Raw genomic sequence first — 16,466 nt, 5'->3', positions numbered from 1 at the left:
GCCGAATCGGACCCATCTGAGGACCGTAGTGCTCAAGCCGCAGCTGCGCGAAGTGATTATTGGGCAGCCTACACTGCGGTAAGATTGGTCGGCTCAAAGGGTGTTTTCCACCTGGCTGATAAAATGCTGGTCTTCATTGACGAAGGTATAAAGCAGGTTAAGTTTGATAAAGCGGGATATGGCCAGCTTCTCCGGCGCTTCACGGATACTGTTCGGGCGGAGTTGATCGGTGGCGATGGCTTGGAGGCTCGACATGGCGGCGCTTCCTCGGCTGGGCGGTGAACCAACCGTCCCTGACAGACGTGCTCGAAGAGATGCCCTCGCCGGGTGGGCAGGTCTCCAGGATGGCGGGAAGGGTAGGCACGCTGCGGTTCGTCGGGGGAACGTCCTGTCATCCCGTCGACCTCCACAAGGGCTATCGCACCGCGTCCAGGGGCCGCTCCCGAGGTAGGCTGCTGATTTGCAAGGACGGTGGCCCCTTGACACGGCACGATTGGGCTCACGCCAGGTCGACGGGATGGCAGGAAGCCCCCTCCTTGCGGGTGTCCACCCAGGACCAGAAACAAGATCGTTCCCCGGATTTACCCCAGAAAACGACCACAAATGATCACGGCAGACACCCCACGTCGACCGTTCGCGTCTGTGAATACCGCAGGCAGCATGGCATGTCGACAGGCGATGGCAGGAGACCGCGGAAGCTGATCATGAAACCGTAGGTTCTGGGTTCGAGCCCCAGGCGGCCCACGACCTCTGGCTGACCCTGCTGGCTTGCTGTCGCAAGCTCGCCGGGTCGGTCGTCATCATTCTGCGGGGGCGACCCCCGCAGACCCCAGGTGCGGTCGGTTCCGACCCGGCGTGGTTCCGTTGGGTTCGATCTTTAGCCGACTTTGGTTTGCCGATGCGGTTTGCATTGGGTGCTTCCGGTCTACGTTTGGCCTGTTCGGCAGCCTTCCCGATGTCCCGTCATACCTGTGCCTCCCCCGGTCGACGGGGACTCGTTCGTCGGATCGGCGGGAGTTTGTTCGCCCTCGGAAGGTGGAGAAAACTCCACCTTTCTCGGTCGGGGCGGCGGTTCTCGGCTGTTGGGCTGGGTCTGCGGCGTCGGTCCGGTGTTGTCGTTGTGCCTGGTCAACGGGCCTGACTCTCGCTGTTCGGGGCGGTGATCGGGCCTTGCGTGGAGCCCTTTCGGGTGTCGTGTGCGTTGGTGCGCGGCGCGATCGTGGTGCGCTTCTATTCTCGCCATGAAATCCACCGCGAAATATCCTGCTCGGCGCGTTCCGCACCTTCGTCGGGTCGGTCGTCATTGTTCTGTGGGGGCGACCCCCGCAGGCCCCACGGTGCTGACGGTCCTGAACCAGCGGTTGCGGCCATGCGGTAGGGCTAGGTGAGTTGGCGTTGGACGTCCAGTAGGTGGTGTTGGACCTCGTGGAGGGTGTGTAGGGCTACCCAGTGGAGGGTGCGTTCTGTTGGTTCCGGGTAGCGGTACAGGACGGTAAACGCCCAGGCTGCGGCCGTTAGGCGGCGTAGGACGTTCGTGAACAGCAGGGCCGCGTCCGATAGTTGGCGTGCTACGTCTGCGGGGTTCTGGTCCGCGTAGCCGTCGTGTTCCACACGTTCGTCTCGGCCCATCGGGGTGCAGTCCGGGGTTTCCACGCGTCTCGCCAGTAGTACGCGTTCGCGTTGTACCAGGAGCATGTCTCGGACGTGGCAGGCGTATTCGAGGGGGGACCAGGTCTCCGGGGAGCGTCTTGAACGCAGGTCCTCGGCTGTGGTCAGGACGGCGGCCAGTTCGGATACGCCTGCGGTGATCAGCGTCGGGACGTCCAGGGCGGCGTCGTACGAGAAGCCGCATTCGATGCAGGTCACGGGAGTTCTCCTGGGATTGTCAGGCCTGTCTCGTACGCGGTTATCACGGCCTGGATGCGGTCGCGTAGGCCCAGTTTGCTCAGCACGTTGCTGACGTGTGTCTTCACCGTGTGTTCGCTCACGACCATCGCCTTCGCTATCTCCGCGTTCGTCAGGCCGTGGGAGAGCAGTTTCAGCGTCTCCTGTTCGCGTGTCGTGAGGACGGTCAGCTGCGGGACGGCCAACCGCGGCTCGGGGCGCGACGTGAACTCGGCGATCAGCTTCCTCGTGATCGACGGGGCCAGTAGTGCCTCGCCCGCGGCCACCATCCGCACCGCGTGTACCAGGTCGTCCCGGCGTACGTCCTTCAGCAGGAAGCCGCTCGCTCCCGCCCGCAGCGCCTGGTACACGTACTCGTCCAGGTCGAACGTCGTCAGCATGATCGCTCGGCAGCGGGTCTGCGCGCACACCGTTCGGGCCGCTTCTATGCCGTCGACGCCCGGCATGCGGATGTCCAGCAGCACCACGTCCGGGTCGTGGGTGCGGACCGCCGCTATCGCCGACTCACCGTCGGACGCCTCCGCTACTACCTCCAGGTCCGGTTGGGCGTCGAGGATCATGCTGAAGCCCGCTCGGACCAGCTCCTGGTCGTCGGCCACCACGATTCGGATGGTCACGCCGGGAACCTCGCCGTCACGCGGAAACCCCGGCCGTCCGGGCGGGGGCCCGCCACCGCGGTGCCACCGCAGGCCGCGGCGCGTTCGCGGATGCCGATCAGGCCGTTGCCGTCCGACGGCACGGGGGTGCCGTGGCCGTCGTCGGTTATGTCGACAGTCAACCTCTTGGGCTCCCAGGTCAGGCGCACGTCCGCGCGGGTGGCGTTCGCGTGCCTGATGACGTTGGTGATGGCTTCCTGCGTGATGCGGTACACGGCCAGCTCGACGTCCGGGGACACCGCGAACGGCTCGCCGACGACCTCGTACGCCACGCCGCTGTCCGCCACCAGCTTCGGCAGGTCCACCAGCGTCGGCTGCGGGGCGTGTGGGCCGTCGTCCGTCTTCAGCACCGTCAGTATCCGGCGGAGTTGCACCATCGCGTCCCGGCCCGCGGCGGCGATCGTGTCGAACGTGGCCTCCGCGCGGGCCGGGTCCTTCGCCAGCACGACCGGGCCGGCCTCCGCCTGGACGACCATGATGCTCACCGCGTGGGACAGGATGTCGTGCATGTCGCGGGCTATCCGGGCGCGTTCACGTTCGGCCGCCCGTTCCGTCTCGATCTCGCGTTCGTGCGCCATCCGCTCCGCCTGGGCCCGGGCCGCCGCGACCGCGCGGCCGATCGCGTAGACGGCGATGAACAGGACCGCGGACCGCAGCGCCGTCTCCGACGACTTGAACACCACCGTGCCGCCGATGCCGAACACCAGCAACGCCACCCGTAACCACCGCGGGGACTCGACCGCGACGTTGTAGGACACGACCAGCCCGGCGTACCAGACGGGCTGCGCGGGGGTCGTCTCGGCGAGGTCGTAGAGCGCTGTCGCGACCAGGCTCGTCACCAGCGCGGCGACCGGCGCCCGCCGACGCCACAGCACCGGCAGCGCGGAGGCCACCACGCACACGTAACCCCCCGGCGACCAGGGATCGCCGGACTCGCTCCCGCGGGCGAGGAACGGCCACAGCTGCACCGCCACCACCAGCACGACCAGGCCGAGGTCCACCCACACGGGCCGCACGCGTTGCCACACGACGCCCATCCTCGCTCACACGAGCGCCGGCTCGGTCCGCGCGGGGAGCCGCTTGCTGATCGACGCGAACGACACCAGCAACGCGGCCGCGCCGATCGGGATGAGGTCCTTGTCGACCAGCGGCATCACCAGGTCGACGAGCAGCAGCAGCGGGGTCCACCCGGCGATCCGGCGCAGGACGGCCAGCTGGAGCACGAGCACGAACTGGCCGGCGTAGAACAGGTAGGGCCCGACGTCGTAGACCGCGAGCGACACCGCCGTGTTGCCGTGGATGCTCCTGCTGAGCTCGGCCATGCCGGCGTGGTCGTCGGCCAGCGACCCGACCGCGATGTCCACACCGAACTGCGCGATGAGGGCGAGCGCACCCACCGACGCGACGACGACGGTCACCGTGGACAGGACGTCCTGGCCGGCCAGCCGGCGCAGGTGCCCGAAGACCAGCAGGAACATCACCATGGCGGCGATGAACACGAGGTGCCCGCCGGTCCAGGCGAGGCCGGGCCCGCGTTCGCCGTCGAGTCCGTCGAGGATCCTGATCAGCCCGTACCCGAACACGAGCACCGGCGCGGCGAGGAAGGGAATGCGTGCGTTCATGGGCACTGATCGTGGTTCTCCGCGCCCCGGAAAAGATCGCCGGCGAGAGCGATTTCCCGCCTCCGTCGCGCGGGGGACTCAGGGTGGCGGGATGCGCGCCGCGATCTCCGCGCGGGCGTCCGGGCACTCCGCGAGCTTCATCGGGTACTCCAGTCGTCCTCGCCGTACCTGCGTCGCCCGCCGGCGGCCCGGGCCGGGGCGAGCAGGCGCGCCGTCACCTCGTGCGCGACGGCGGCTGGCCCCGGCGGTCCGCCATCGTCAAGCCCTTCTGGACACCGGGCAAGCGCGGCATGGACTAGGGCTGGGCGAGGCCCAGCCGGATCGCGGTGAGCAGTTCGGCGAGGCGGGGGTGGGTGGTGCGGTCGGGCAGGTGCACGGCGTAGTAGGGCACCCGAGGCAGGTCGGTGATCTCCCGCGAGGTGAAGCCCTGCGGCGGACGAACACAACCGTTCACAACGGACAGTCCGACGCCGAGGGTCACGAAGTGCAGGGTGAGTGACCACCCCTCGGCCTCGATGGCGAGTGTCCAGTCGACCTCCGCAGCGCGCAGCGCGCGTTCGACGGTTCGCCGGTGCGGTCGGTTGGCGGGTGGGAGCACGAGCGAGAGCCCCCGCAGGTCGCGGACGGTCAGTTCGGCGTGCGCGGTGAGCGGGTGGTCGACCGGCAGGACCAGCGTCTGCGGGTAGGACGCGAGCAGCACGGTGGTGACGTCGTCGGGCAGCACCTCGAGCACGCCGATGCCGAGGTCGGCCCGCCCGGCGCGGACGGCGGCGAGCATCCGCGCGCTGTCCCGGTTGATGAGCTTCAGCGGCCGGAACGTCCGGACGACCTCGCCCAGCAGGTACAGGTAGGCGCCCTCGCCGGCAGCGAGGGTCAGCGGCCGCACCGCCGCGGCGTCCCGCACCTCGCTGAGGAACGCCGACATGCGGGCGTCGAGGTCGCGGGCGAAGCGGGCGACGGCCTCACCCTCGGGCGTCAGCGTGAGCACGCGCCCGGTCCGCTGGTAGAGCGGCCGGCCGACGGTCGCGGCGAGCTTGGCGACCTTCACGTGCAGGGCCGGCTGCGAGATGTGCAGAGCGGCGGCCGCGTGCGTGAAGTTGAGGTGGTCCGCGAACACGGCGAACGCCGCCAGGGCATCCGTCTGGATCATAACCTTAGCCTATAGCCAGTGACCCGATTGATAGTTCTGCTCAAGCGTCGGGTACGGCACCGTGAACGCCATGAGACACGAACAACCCCGGCTGGGCGTCGACTTCGGCCGGGTGATCCACGGTGCGGCGTCGCCGGACGGCCCGGAGGACACCGTTTTCCTGAACGGAACAGACGAGGAGGCCCTGCTCTCCCTGGCGACCGACGGCGCGTTCGACGTGCTGCCGCGGCTGGTCGACCGCTTCGACGGCCGGGTCTGGGTCATCTCGAAGTGCGGCCCGCGGATCCAGGGGCGCACGCTGGCGTGGCTGGACCACCACGACTTCTACGCACGCACCGGTGTTCCCCGCGGCAACGTCCGCTTCTGCCGCAAACGCGCGGACAAGGCGGACCACTGCGCCCGGCTGAGGATCACCCACATGATCGACGACCGCATCGACGTGCACCGCGCCCTGCTGGACACCGTGCCGTGCCGCTACCTGTTCGGCCGGCAGAAGGGCCCCGTCCCCGGCTGGGTGCACCACACCCCGACCTGGGCGGATGTGGAGACCGTCGTCACCGCCGAGCTGTGAGCCCGGACAGGAACCGGTCCAGCAGCGCGAGTTGGCGTTCCGCCGGCAACCCGGCCGGGTCGAACAGGGCCTGCACGACCAGCCCGTGCGTGAAGGCCGCCGCCTCGACCGCGACGTCCTCGGGCCTGCCCGCCGGCAGTTCCCCCCGCGCCTGCGCCTCCTCGACACACCCCTGGAGCCGCCCGCGCCACCGCTCGTACCGCGCCCGCTGCGCCTCCCGCAGCGACTCGTCGTCCAGGGCCGCGTCCCAGAAGCTCACCCACACCCGGTTCATGGCGGCGGCCTCGGCGGACAGCGGCAGCACGTCGACCAGCGCGACACGCAACGCCGCCAGCCCCGGCCGCTCCGCCCGGCGCCGCGGCCGGTTCTCCGTGCGCTCCTCCGCGATCGCGTGCGCGTACCGGACCAGCTCGCGCTTGTTCGTGAAGTAGTGGGTGAGCAGCCCGGTGGACGCGCCGAGCTCGGCGGCCACCGCACGCATGGTCAACGCCCCGAAACCGTGTGCGGCCAGCACCCGCCACACAGCCTCCGCGACATCGGCGCGTCGTGCGTCGTGATCACCCCTGGCCGGCACACTGGTAGCGTACATAACAAACGTTTGGCACGGAGGTTGCCCATGCTGTCACTGCGGCTCGCCGGCGACGCGGAGCTCCGCGCGCTGGAACCGTGGCAGGCGGAGGAGTTGGCCGAGCACGTCGCGGCCGCCCAGGAGTTCCTCGACCCCTGGCTGCCCTGGGTCGACTCCGTGGCCACACCCGACGGCGCCGCGCGGCTCCTGCAGCGTTACGCCGACGCGCAGGCCCGCGGTGAGGGCCGCATCTTCGGCATCTGGGTCGACGGCAAGCTGTCCGGCGGTGTGCTGTTCCGCGTGTGGGACGCGGCGACCGGCGTGTGCGAGGTCGGTGTCTGGCTGGCCCCGGAGGTGACGGGCCAGGGCCTGGTCACCAGGGCGGTCACCCACATGATCGACTGGGCGTTCCACGTCCGCGGCATGCACCGCGTCGAGTGGCGCTGCGCGAGCACCAACGAACCGAGCCGCCGGACCGCCCAGCGACTGGGCATGACACTGGACGGCACCCTGCGCGAAGCCTCCCAGCACAAGGGAAAGCGCTACGACGTCGAGGTGTGGTCGGTGCTGGCGGCGGAGTGGCCTACGAAGCGCTGACCCGCGCGTCGTAGGCGGCCCGTGCCGCGATGATCGATCCGCGGTGGTGCTCCGCCCAGTCCGTCAGTGTCAGCAGCGCCGCGTACAGCTCGCGCGCGATGGGTGTCAGCTCGTACTCGACCTTGGGTGGCACCGTCGGGAAGACGGTCCGCGTCATCAGCCCGTCACGCTCCAGGTTGCGCAGGGTCAGCGTGAGCATGCGCCGGCTGACGCTCGGAATCGCCCGCTCCAGCTCCGTGAACCGGATGGGCCCGCGCGCGGCCGCCACCATGATCAGGATGCTCCACTTCCCGGCCACGCGTTCGAGGACCTCCTGCACCGGGCACGCCTCCGCCACGACCTGGTCGGGCACATCGCTGTTACTCCGGGACATGTAAGTGCCTCCTTCCGCTGCCATCGATAGTCACAGAAGATCGCTCCTGTTACAAGAAGTGCGCCAAGGGGAGTGACTCATGACCAGGTGGCAGGCGTTGGCGGTGCTCAGCGCCGGAACCCTGATGATCATCATCGACCAGACGATCGTGAGTGTCGCGCTCCCGGCGATCCGCGCCGACCTCGGCTTCTCCCGGCCGGGCCTGGCGTGGGTGGTGAACGCGTACGTGATCCCGTTCGGCGGCCTGCTGTTGCTGGCCGGGCGGCTGGGCGACCTCCTGGGCCGCAAGCGGATGTTCGTCGCCGGCATGGTCGTGTTCACGGTCGCGTCGCTGCTGTGCGGTCTGGCGCCGACCGCCGGTCTGCTGGTGGGTGCCAGGTTCCTGCAGGGCGTCGGCGGCGCGATGGTCTCCGGCGTGTCGCTGGGCATGGTCGTCGCGTTGTTCCCGGCGCCGGCGGAACGGGCCCGCGCGCTGGGGGTGTACAGCTTCGTCCAGGCGTCCGGCGGCTCGATCGGCTCGCTGCTCGGCGGGGTGCTCACGCAGACGGTGTCGTGGCCGTGGATCTTCTACCTCAACCTCCCGATCGGCGCGGTGGCGGTGGTCCTCGCCCGCCGACTCGGCGCGGACCGGGGCGTGGGCCGCAGGGCGGACGGCCTCGGCGGCGCGCTCGCGACGGCCGGCCTCATGCTCGCGGTGTACGCCATCGTCGACCAGGTGTGGCTCGCGGGCGTGGCGGCGGTGGTACTGCTCGGCGCGTTCGTGCTGCGGGAGTCGACGGCCGCGGCGCCACTGCTGCCGCCGCGGACCTTGCGCGGGGTGGTGGGCGTGAACGCCGTGCAGGCACTGCTGGCCGCCGCGATGTTCTCGTTCCTGTTCTTCGTCGTGCTGTACCTGGTGTCGCTGGGCTACTCACCACTGGCGACGGGCCTGGCGATGGTCCCGGTCTCGGTGTCGATCGGTGTCGTGTCGCTGCTGTTCTCGGCGCGCCTGAACGTCCGCTTCGGCGAGCGCCCGGTGCTGCTGACCGGCCTCGCGTCGATCACGCTGGGACTGGCCCTGATCGCCTTCGCGCCGGGTGCGGTCGTCGTCCCCGCGACGGTCGTGCTGGGCGTCGGCTTCGGTGCGGCCATGCCGGCGCTGATGGCCCTGGGCATGTCGACCGCCACGGCAGCCGACGCCGGCCTGCTGTCCGGAGTCTTCAACACGAGCCAACAGATCGGCGGCGCGCTGGGCCTCGCCACCCTCGTGGCGCTGACGTCCGACTACTGGGAGGCTTTCGCACTGTCGGCCGCCCTGGTCGTCGCGGCGGCAGTCGTCCAGGGGTTGACCGGGAGCACGGGTGGCGTTAAAGCTGTCTCGCGCTCCACCCCCCGTTCCCGGCCCGGAGGACAACACGACGATGGCGCTACCCACGTTTCCTGACGGGTTCCTCTGGGGTGTGTCGACCTCCGCCTATCAGATAGAGGGCGCGGTGGACGAGGACGGGCGCGGACCATCCACGTGGGACACCTTCAGCGCGCTGCCCGGCAAGGTGCTCGGCGGGGACACCGGCCGGACCGCCACCGACCACTACCACCGGTACCGCGAGGACGTCGCCCTGATGCGGGAGCTCGGCGTCGACGCCTACCGGTTCTCCGTCGCGTGGCCGCGGGTGCTGCCGGACGGCCACGGTGCCGTCAACAAGGCGGGCCTCGACTTCTACGACCGGCTCGTCGACGAGCTGTGCGCGGCCGGCATCGCACCCGCCGTCACGCTCTACCACTGGGACACCCCGCAGAAGGTCGAGGACGACGGGGGCTGGCTCAACCGCGACACCGCCTTCCGCTTCGCCGACTACGCGACCGTCGTCGGGGAGCGGCTGGGCGACCGGGTCCACATGTGGATGCCGCTGAACGAACCCATGGTGGTCACGCTCTTCGGGTACGCCGTCGGCATCCACGCGCCCGGCCGGGCGCTCATGTTCGAGGCCCTGCCCGTCGCGCACCACCAGCTCCTCGCACACGGGCTGGCCACGCGGGCACTGCGTGCGGCCGGCGCCTCCAACATCGGCATCGCCAACCACCACGTGCCCGCCTGGCCGGCGTCCGACAGTCCCGGCGACGTCGGCGCGACCAAGCTGTACGACGGGCTCGTCAACGACCTGTACGCCGCGCCGGTCCTGACCGGGCGGTACCCGACCGACGAGCTGGCCCGTGCCATGCCGGGGCCGGTGGCCGAGGACCTGGAGATCATCTCGACCCCGCTCGACTGGTACGGCGTCAACTACTACGCGCCCACCAGGGTCGCCGCGCCCAGTTCCGGCGGCACCGGCCCGGTCGTCGACGGCGCCGCGCTGCCGGAGGGCCTGCCGTTCGACTTCCCGCCGGTCGAGGGGTACCCGACCACGGACTTCGGCTGGCCCGTGGTGCCGAGCGGACTGCGCGAGACCCTGACCATGCTCGTCGACCGCTACGGCGAGCACCTCCCGCCGGTCTACATCACCGAGGGCGGCTGCTCCTACCACGACGAGGTGCACGACCAGCGGCGCATCGAGTACCTCGACGGGCACCTGCGGGCGCTGCACGAGGCGATCGAGAGCGGCATCGACGTGCGGGGCTACTTCGTCTGGTCCATCGTGGACAACTTCGAGTGGTCCGTCGGCTACTCGCAGCGGTTCGGCCTCGTGCACGTCGACTTCGACACCCTCGCCCGCACGCCGAAGGACTCCTTCCACTGGTACCGCGACATGATCAAGGCCCAGCGGTGACCGAGACCGCGGTCGTCGAACCGACCGTTCCGGTTCCGGCGCGCTGGACCGCCTTCCTCTCCCTCGCCAGCCTCGGCCTGTTCACCGCCTTCTACGGCCCCATCCAGGTCCTGCTCGCCGAGCAGGCGAAGGCACTCGCCCCGGACAGCAAGGAGATCGTGCTCGCCGTGGTCTCCGGCCTCGGCGCGGCGGTCTCGGTCGTCGCCAACCCGCTGTTCGGCGCCATCTCCGACCGCACCACGTGGCGGACCGGCCGGCGCCTGCCGTGGACCGTCATCGGCGCGCTGGGCGGCGTGGCCAGCCTCGCGATCCTCGCCGGCGCCCCGAACGTCGCGGTGGTGATCGTCGGCTGGTGCGCGGCCCAGTTCACGCTGAACGCCATGCAGGCCGCGTTGTTCGCCGCGGTGCCCGACCAGGTGCCGCTGCGCCAGCGCGGCATGGTCGGCGGCTGGCTCGGCGTCGGCCAGACCCTCGGCATCGTGGTCGGCTCGCTGCTGGCGGCCAAGGCGGGTGGCATCGCCGCGGGTTACCTCGTGTGCGCGGCGTTCCTGGTCGTCACGACGATCCCGTACCTGTTGCTGCGCAAGGACACGGTGCTCGAGGCGACGGAGCGCCCCCGGCTGTCCGTCAGGGACTTCTGGATCAGCCCGCGCCGGTTCCCGGACTTCGGCTGGGCCTGGCTGACCCGGTTCCTGCTTAACCTGAGCAACTCGATCGCGATCGTGTACCTGCTGTACTTCCTGCAGGACGTGGTCGGCTACGACGACCCGGACAGCGGCGTGTTCGTGCTCACAGCCGTCTACGCGTTGACGCTTCTGTCCACAGTGGTCGCGAGCGGCGTGTGGTCGGACCGCGTGTCACGGCGGCGGGTGTTCGTGTGCTGGGCGGGCATCGTCATGTCGCTGGCCTCGCTCCTGCTGGCCTTCTGGCCGACCTGGCTGGGCGCGATCGTCGCCGCGGCCGTGCTGGGCCTGGGCTTCGGCGTGTACCTGTCGGTCGACTTCGCGCTGATGACCGAGGTCCTGCCCGCGGCCGGCGACCGGGGCAAGGACCTCGGCGTGATCAACGTCGCGAACTCGCTGCCGCAGGTGCTGGCCCCGGTCCTCGCGGCCCCGATCGTCACGCACCTGGGCGGCTACCCGGTCCTGTACGTGGTGTCCGCCGTCGTGGGCGTCGCGGGCTCGGTCCTGGTCTACCGCATCCGCGCCGTCCCATAACCCCGCGAGTCGGACGTTGGGCACCGGTGAGTCGGACGTTGGGCACCCGCGAGTCGGACGTTGGGCACCGGTGAGTCGGACGTTGGGCACCCGCGAGTCGGACGTGCGGCGCCGGCGAGTCGGACGTTCGGCGCCCGCGAGTCACACCACTTCGTCGAGCTTGCCGGTCGCCACGTCGAAGACGAAGCCGCGGACCGACTCCTTGCGCGGGATGAACGGGCTCGCCTTGATGCGGGCGATCGACTGGCGCACGTCGGTCTCCGGGTCGCTGAACGCCTCGGCCGCCCACGCGGGCTTGATGCCCGTCTCGTCCTGAATGGACTGCCTGAAGTCGTCGTCGGTGAAGGTCAGCATGCCGCAGTCGGTGTGGTGGATGAGGATGATCTCCTCGGTGCCGAGCAGGCGCTGGCTGATGGCGAGCGAGCGGATCTCGTCCTCGGTGATCACGCCGCCCGCGTTGCGGATCACGTGCGCCTCGCCCTCCCGCAGGCCGAGGGCGCCGTACACGTTGAGCCGCGCGTCCATGCAGGCCACGACCGCGACGTGCTTCGCGGGCGGCAGCGGCAGCGGGCCGGAGAAGGAGGCTGCGTACTCGGCGTTGTTGGCGATCAGTTCGTCCGTGACGCTCATGGTCTTCCTCTTTTCGGAGGGATCTGCCGACCTCCATTCATCTCCAGCCACGCGGACCACGCAACGGCGCCCACACCCTGAGACGCGGCTCAGGGTCGAACCAGGGTGTTCTCCGGATCCGCGGGCCGCCGGCGCACCGCAGACTTGTGCCCAAGGGAGAAAGGGAGCGGGGCATGGAGATCACCGGGCTCATCACGGCCATCGTGTTCGGCGCGATCATCGGCGGGTTGGGACGGGCGATCGTGCCCGGCCGGCACAACATGTCACTTCTGGTGACGATCCTGGTCGGCATCGTCGCCGCCGTCGCGGGTACGGGGGTCGCCGAACTGATCGGTGTCGCGGACACCAGCGGCATCGACTGGACCGAGTTCGCCCTACAGGTGATCTTCGCGGGGGGCGGGGTCTCGTTGCTCAGCGGGCTGCGGCAGCGGTCGACCGCGGAGTAAGCACGCGGCTCACGAGATTCCGCCCAAGTGCCTCCCTCGTCCGGGGATGATCCCGCCATCGGGGACGCTCCAGGCGGGGGAGGCACTTCCACCTGGGCCACCTCGCCGCCGCCGACGGCTGGGGACGGGATCTCTGCCTTTCGGCAGATGGCGCCGCCCAGTCCGCGCCACCAACCTGGGGGCATGCGAAAGACACTGATCGTGCTCGCGGTCGTCGCGGGTGCCGTCGTCGTGCCACCCGCGCGCGCCGAAGGACTGACCTGGGGGCACTGCCCGTTCGACGGACCCGTCGAGTGCGCGACCGTCGCGGTGCCGGTGGACTACCGCGACCCCGGCGGCGGGCAGCTCGACATCCACGTCTCCCGCCTCCGCAGCCAACGTCCGGACCTGCGGCGCGGCACACTGATCATGAACCAGGGCGGCCCGGGGGTACACCTCGCCGACACCGCATCCGTCCACGAGCTGGTGCCGCGGAGCGTGCTCGACGCGTACGACATCATCAGCTTCGACCAACGCGGTTTCGGCGCCAGCGCTCCGGTCCGCTGTGGACTTTCTCCGGACGAGCAGTTCACGTTCCCCTGGCCGCTGCCCGGCGGGGAGCCCGCGGTGCGGCAGCGGGCACGCCGGATCGCGGACAAGTGCGCGGGCCAGGAACTCATGCCGTTCATGGGCACGGCCAACGTCGCCCGCGACGTGGACCGCATCCGCGCCGCCCTGGGCGAGGACAGGATCACCTACCTCGGCGTCTCCTACGGCACGTACCTCGGGGTGGCCTACGACTCGCTGTTCCCGGGTCGCGTCGACCGGATGTTGCTGGACAGCAACATCGATCCGGCCGCCGCGTGGCGGAACACCTTCCGCGACAGCATGACCGCCGGCGTCGACGTGCGGTTCGACGACTTCGCGCGGTACCTGGGCCGCGACCGCGCCGAGGTCGAGCGCGAGGTCCTCGATCTGATGACCGGCCTGGACCGCGACCCGCTGCCCACGCCGAGCGGCCGGCTCACCGGTACCCACCTGCGGATCGCGGTGTTCGCGGGCCTGTTCAACGACAAGACGTTCCCGCTGGTGGCCGGCCTGCTGACCGCCGCGCGCGACCGCGACGCCGTGACCGCCGCGGGGATCGGCGACCAGCTGTCGATCTGGTATGACGACGACAACGACGCCTCCGGTGAGCTGGGCGTGTTCTGCGCGGACGGCACCTGGCCCCGCGACCCGGCGGTCTACGCGGCACAGGCGAGGGCCGACGCCCGGCGCTACCCGCTGACGGGCGGTGCCGGCGCCGCGGTCTGGCCGTGTGCCTTCTGGCCGAGCGACCCGATCGACCGGCCGGTCGCCGCGAACCCGCACGGCCGCTCGAACATCCTGCTCACCAACAACCTGCGCGACCCGGCTACCACCTTCGCCGCCGCCGGTTCGCTGCGCCGCCAGCTCGGCGACCGTGCCCGGCTCGTGGGCGTCGACCAGGGCGGGCACGGCGCGTACATGTTCAGCCCCAACGCCTGCGTGCAGCGGGTCGGCACGGACTTCCTGGTCGCCGGTGTCCGGCCGGCGGACATGACCTGCCCCGCCGAGCACGCCGGCCTGGCCGGTGCCGTCGAACACCTGACCACGGTCGACGGGGTGCCGGGCGCGGCGGCCGAGTTCCACGACGCGAGCGGCGTCACGCGGTTCGCGAGCGGGGTCGCCGACGCCTCGACCGGCCGCCCGATGTCGGCCACCGACCGGGTGCGGATCTTCAGCAACACCAAGGCGTTCGTCGCGGTGGTCGTGCTGGGGCTGGTGGCGGAGCACCGGATCGACCTCGACGCACCCGTTTCGCGCTACCTGCCGGGCCTGGTCCCCGACGACGTGACCGTGCGGCAGCTCCTCCAGCACACGAGCGGCCTGCCCGACTTCGACTCGGCGGTGTTCGAGCCGAACGGGTACGCGGCGCACCGGTTCGACCACCACACCCCGGAGTCGCTGGTGGCCGACGCGTTCACCCAGCCGCCGCTGCCGCGCGGCGAGTTCCACTACTCGACCACCAACTACGTCGTGGCCGGCATGCTGATCGAGAAGGTGACGGGCCGGCCGTACGCGAGCGAGGTCCGGGACCGCGTCCTGCGGCCGCTGCACATGCGGGACACCGTGCTGCCCGGCGACGACCCGACCGTCAAGGGGGCGCATGGCTACGCACACCTCGACGAGGAGAACCGGATCAGCGACAGCGGCCGCCCGATCGACGTGACGGCGTTGAACCCGTCGCTCGTGTGGGCCGGCGGCGAGGCGGTGTCCACACTGGGCGACCTGAACACGTTCTTCGGCGCCCTCCTCGGTGGCCGGTTGCTGCCGCCGGCGCAGCTCGCCGAGATGCGCCGAACCGTGCCGGCCGACCTCATCCCGGGCTCGGGTTACGGCCTGGGGCTGATGCGGGTGCCGCTGTCGTGCGGCGGCGAGTACTGGACGCATGGCGGCAGTGGCCTCGGCCACCAGACCCGTTCCGGCGCTACGACCGACGGCCGCCAGGTGAGCATCGTGATCACGAGCGCGCCGGCGACCCCGGCGCAGTCGCGGACGATGCTGGACGCCATCGACACGGCCCTGTGTGAGTAGGCTGTCACGCCGTTGCCCAGCGGAGCCTGCGGAGCGAACCATGGTGGCCGCGAGCGGAGCCTGCGGAGCGGACCATGATGGCCGAGCGGAGCCTGCGGAGCGAACCGTGATGACAGTCGTGGCGGCGGTCGCGTTCGCGGTGTCCATTGTGGTCACCGCGGTGTACCCGGGGCCGAGCGACAACGCGACCGCCTACTGGATGGTGGCGGAGACGGCGGTACTGCTGTTCCTGCTGGCCCACGTCACGCGTCGCAGGGCAGTGCTGGCGCCGTTGGGCGTACTCGCGATCGGCGTCTCCCCGCTGCGGATCGGCCTCCACCTCGACCCGCCGGCACCGGCGATCGAGGTGGTCGCCGTCTGTGCCGTGTGGACACTGCTCGCCGTGGCCGCGGTCGGCGTCGGCACGTACCTGCGGTCACTCGACCGGGCCCGTGCGCTGGCGGTCGACTCGGCGCGCCGCGAGCAGCGCCTGCACCTGGCCCGCGACCTGCACGACTGGCTGGCGCACGAGATGACGGGCATCGTGCTGGCGGCGCAGGCCGGACAGCTCGCCGGCGCGGACCCGAGCCGGACGTTCCGGGAGATCGAGGAGGCGGGCACCCGTGGCCTCGAGGCGATGGACCGGGCACTTCGCCTCCTGCGTGCCGCGGGTGAACGTCCTACCGCGGTGTCCACGCTCGCCGAGGTGCGGGCCGTGGTCCACCGGTTCGCCATGAGCGCCGAGGCGTCCGTCGCCTGCGACATCGACCTGCCCGAGCCGCGCCCGGAGAACACCGCCACCGTGCACCGGGTGGTGGTCGAGTCGCTGACGAACGTCCGCCGGCACGCGCGCGGCGCGACGGAGGTGCGGGTGGCGGTGACCTCTGCCGGCGCGGACGTGGTGGTCGAGGTGACGGACAACGGCCGCCGGGCGCCGTCCACCCGCCGCGGCGGAACCGGCCTGGCCGGCCTCACCGAGTGGGTGACCGCGCTCGACGGCACGCTGACCGCGGGGCCGGCGCGACCGTCGGGCTGGCGGGTCCGGGCGGTGGTGCCGGCGTGATCCGGGTGCTCGTCGCCGACGACCAGGAGATGGTGCGGCGGAACCTGCGGCGCATCCTCGAGTCCGAGCCCGACCTGCGCGTGGTGGGTGAGGCCGCCGACGGTGTCGCGGCCGTCGAGCAGGCCCGGCTGCTGCGCCCGGACGTCGTGCTCGCCGACATCCGCATGCCGCGCAAGGACGGCCTCGCGGTGGCGCGGGAACTGGACCTGCCCGTCGTCGTGATCACGACGTTCGACCTGGACGAGTACGTCTACGCGGCCCTGCGCAACGGCGCCTGCGGGTTCCTGCTCAAGCGGTCCGGCCCCGCGCTCCTCGTCGAGGGCGTGCGGGCCGCGGCCGCGGGCGAG

At 70.7% G+C, this 16,466-nt stretch carries 18 protein-coding genes; 9 read left to right on the top strand and 9 right to left on the bottom strand.

Translation table 11 applies throughout. The features are described from left to right. Positions 1-93 precede the first annotated feature (93 nt). The 6 genes from ACJ73U_RS12345 to ACJ73U_RS12320 form a co-directional block, all read right to left on the bottom strand. Entirely contained in the window at positions 94-255 is a 162-nt protein-coding gene (locus tag ACJ73U_RS12345) for a hypothetical protein (RefSeq protein ID WP_407777714.1), read from the bottom strand. A gap of 1,125 nt (positions 256-1,380) precedes the next feature. Continuing rightward, complete coding sequence (locus ACJ73U_RS12340) at positions 1,381-1,866, bottom strand: DinB family protein (RefSeq protein WP_407777713.1); 486 nt, start codon at positions 1,864-1,866, stop codon at positions 1,381-1,383. Continuing rightward, a complete protein-coding gene (locus tag ACJ73U_RS12335; protein WP_407777712.1) occupies positions 1,863-2,522 on the bottom strand; it encodes a response regulator in 660 nt (219 codons plus the stop codon). The genes ACJ73U_RS12340 and ACJ73U_RS12335 overlap by 4 nt, the downstream gene beginning before the upstream one ends. Next, on the bottom strand, positions 2,519-3,589 hold the full coding sequence (locus tag ACJ73U_RS12330) for a sensor histidine kinase (protein ID WP_407777711.1): 1,071 nt from the start codon (positions 3,587-3,589) through the stop codon (positions 2,519-2,521). The genes ACJ73U_RS12335 and ACJ73U_RS12330 overlap by 4 nt, the downstream gene beginning before the upstream one ends. Before the next feature lie 15 nt (positions 3,590-3,604). Then, positions 3,605-4,183 carry a hypothetical protein gene (locus ACJ73U_RS12325; protein ID WP_407777710.1) on the bottom strand — a complete coding sequence of 193 codons (579 nt, stop codon included), beginning with the start codon at positions 4,181-4,183 and terminating at the stop codon, positions 3,605-3,607. 295 nt (positions 4,184-4,478) lie between these two features. Further along, complete coding sequence (locus ACJ73U_RS12320) at positions 4,479-5,333, bottom strand: LysR substrate-binding domain-containing protein (RefSeq protein WP_407777709.1); 855 nt, start codon at positions 5,331-5,333, stop codon at positions 4,479-4,481. A 70-nt stretch (positions 5,334-5,403) separates the two neighbouring features. Here ACJ73U_RS12320 and ACJ73U_RS12315 point away from each other — a divergent pair, with 70 nt between their 5' ends. Continuing rightward, positions 5,404-5,904 (top strand): hypothetical protein, encoded by a 501-nt coding sequence (locus ACJ73U_RS12315; protein ID WP_407777708.1) that lies wholly within the window; start codon positions 5,404-5,406, stop codon positions 5,902-5,904. On the opposite strand, the gene ACJ73U_RS12310 is transcribed toward ACJ73U_RS12315, so the two are convergent. After that, complete coding sequence (locus ACJ73U_RS12310; RefSeq protein ID WP_407777707.1) at positions 5,888-6,478, bottom strand: TetR/AcrR family transcriptional regulator; 591 nt, start codon at positions 6,476-6,478, stop codon at positions 5,888-5,890. The two genes, ACJ73U_RS12315 and ACJ73U_RS12310, sit on opposite strands and share 17 nt — an antisense overlap. Positions 6,479-6,520: 42 nt before the next feature. Here ACJ73U_RS12310 and ACJ73U_RS12305 point away from each other — a divergent pair, with 42 nt between their 5' ends. Next, positions 6,521-7,069, top strand: a complete 549-nt coding sequence (locus ACJ73U_RS12305; RefSeq protein ID WP_407777706.1) for a GNAT family N-acetyltransferase — start codon at positions 6,521-6,523, stop codon at positions 7,067-7,069. Here the strand turns inward: ACJ73U_RS12305 and ACJ73U_RS12300 are convergent. Beyond that, positions 7,056-7,442: a winged helix-turn-helix transcriptional regulator gene (locus tag ACJ73U_RS12300; RefSeq protein WP_407777705.1), complete on the bottom strand. Its 387-nt coding sequence runs from the start codon at positions 7,440-7,442 to the stop codon at positions 7,056-7,058. The two genes, ACJ73U_RS12305 and ACJ73U_RS12300, sit on opposite strands and share 14 nt — an antisense overlap. A 79-nt stretch (positions 7,443-7,521) precedes the next feature. On the opposite strand from ACJ73U_RS12300, the gene ACJ73U_RS12295 reads away from it, so the two are divergent. From ACJ73U_RS12295 to ACJ73U_RS12285, 3 genes are read left to right on the top strand one after another with little or no spacing between them, the layout of a single operon-like run. Then, positions 7,522-8,865: an MFS transporter gene (locus ACJ73U_RS12295; RefSeq protein ID WP_407777704.1), complete on the top strand. Its 1,344-nt coding sequence runs from the start codon at positions 7,522-7,524 to the stop codon at positions 8,863-8,865. Next, the gene (locus ACJ73U_RS12290; RefSeq protein WP_407777703.1) at positions 8,843-10,189 is read left to right on the top strand and encodes a GH1 family beta-glucosidase; all 1,347 of its coding nucleotides are present in this window, start codon (positions 8,843-8,845) and stop codon (positions 10,187-10,189) included. The genes ACJ73U_RS12295 and ACJ73U_RS12290 overlap by 23 nt, the downstream gene beginning before the upstream one ends. Continuing rightward, positions 10,186-11,406, top strand: coding sequence for an MFS transporter (locus tag ACJ73U_RS12285; protein WP_407777702.1), 1,221 nt, complete (start codon positions 10,186-10,188; stop codon positions 11,404-11,406). Before ACJ73U_RS12290 ends, ACJ73U_RS12285 begins: the two co-directional genes overlap by 4 nt. Before the next feature lie 141 nt (positions 11,407-11,547). Here the strand turns inward: ACJ73U_RS12285 and ACJ73U_RS12280 are convergent, their stop codons facing one another. Beyond that, positions 11,548-12,036 carry a beta-class carbonic anhydrase gene (locus ACJ73U_RS12280; RefSeq protein WP_407777701.1) on the bottom strand — a complete coding sequence of 163 codons (489 nt, stop codon included), beginning with the start codon at positions 12,034-12,036 and terminating at the stop codon, positions 11,548-11,550. Between the two features lie 173 nt (positions 12,037-12,209). Here ACJ73U_RS12280 and ACJ73U_RS12275 point away from each other — a divergent pair, with 173 nt between their 5' ends. The 4 genes from ACJ73U_RS12275 to ACJ73U_RS12260 all read left to right on the top strand — a co-directional run. Beyond that, positions 12,210-12,482 carry a GlsB/YeaQ/YmgE family stress response membrane protein gene (locus ACJ73U_RS12275; RefSeq protein ID WP_407777700.1) on the top strand — a complete coding sequence of 91 codons (273 nt, stop codon included), beginning with the start codon at positions 12,210-12,212 and terminating at the stop codon, positions 12,480-12,482. Positions 12,483-12,665: 183 nt separating this feature from the next. Next, positions 12,666-15,077: an alpha/beta fold hydrolase gene (locus ACJ73U_RS12270; protein ID WP_407777699.1), complete on the top strand. Its 2,412-nt coding sequence runs from the start codon at positions 12,666-12,668 to the stop codon at positions 15,075-15,077. A 109-nt stretch (positions 15,078-15,186) separates the two neighbouring features. Then, positions 15,187-16,119, top strand: coding sequence for a sensor histidine kinase (locus ACJ73U_RS12265; protein WP_407777698.1), 933 nt, complete (start codon positions 15,187-15,189; stop codon positions 16,117-16,119). Continuing rightward, positions 16,116-16,466, top strand: a 351-nt coding sequence (locus tag ACJ73U_RS12260) for a response regulator transcription factor (RefSeq protein WP_407777697.1), incomplete at its 3' end; no start/stop codon positions are given. The genes ACJ73U_RS12265 and ACJ73U_RS12260, both read left to right, overlap by 4 nt.

Origin of the sequence: Actinophytocola sp. (assembly GCF_045807065.1) — a bacterium.
Taxonomy (GTDB): Bacteria; Actinomycetota; Actinomycetes; order Mycobacteriales; family Pseudonocardiaceae; genus Actinophytocola.
Note: the sequence above shows the minus strand (reverse complement) of the source record. Positions and strands in the feature narration are given on the sequence as shown.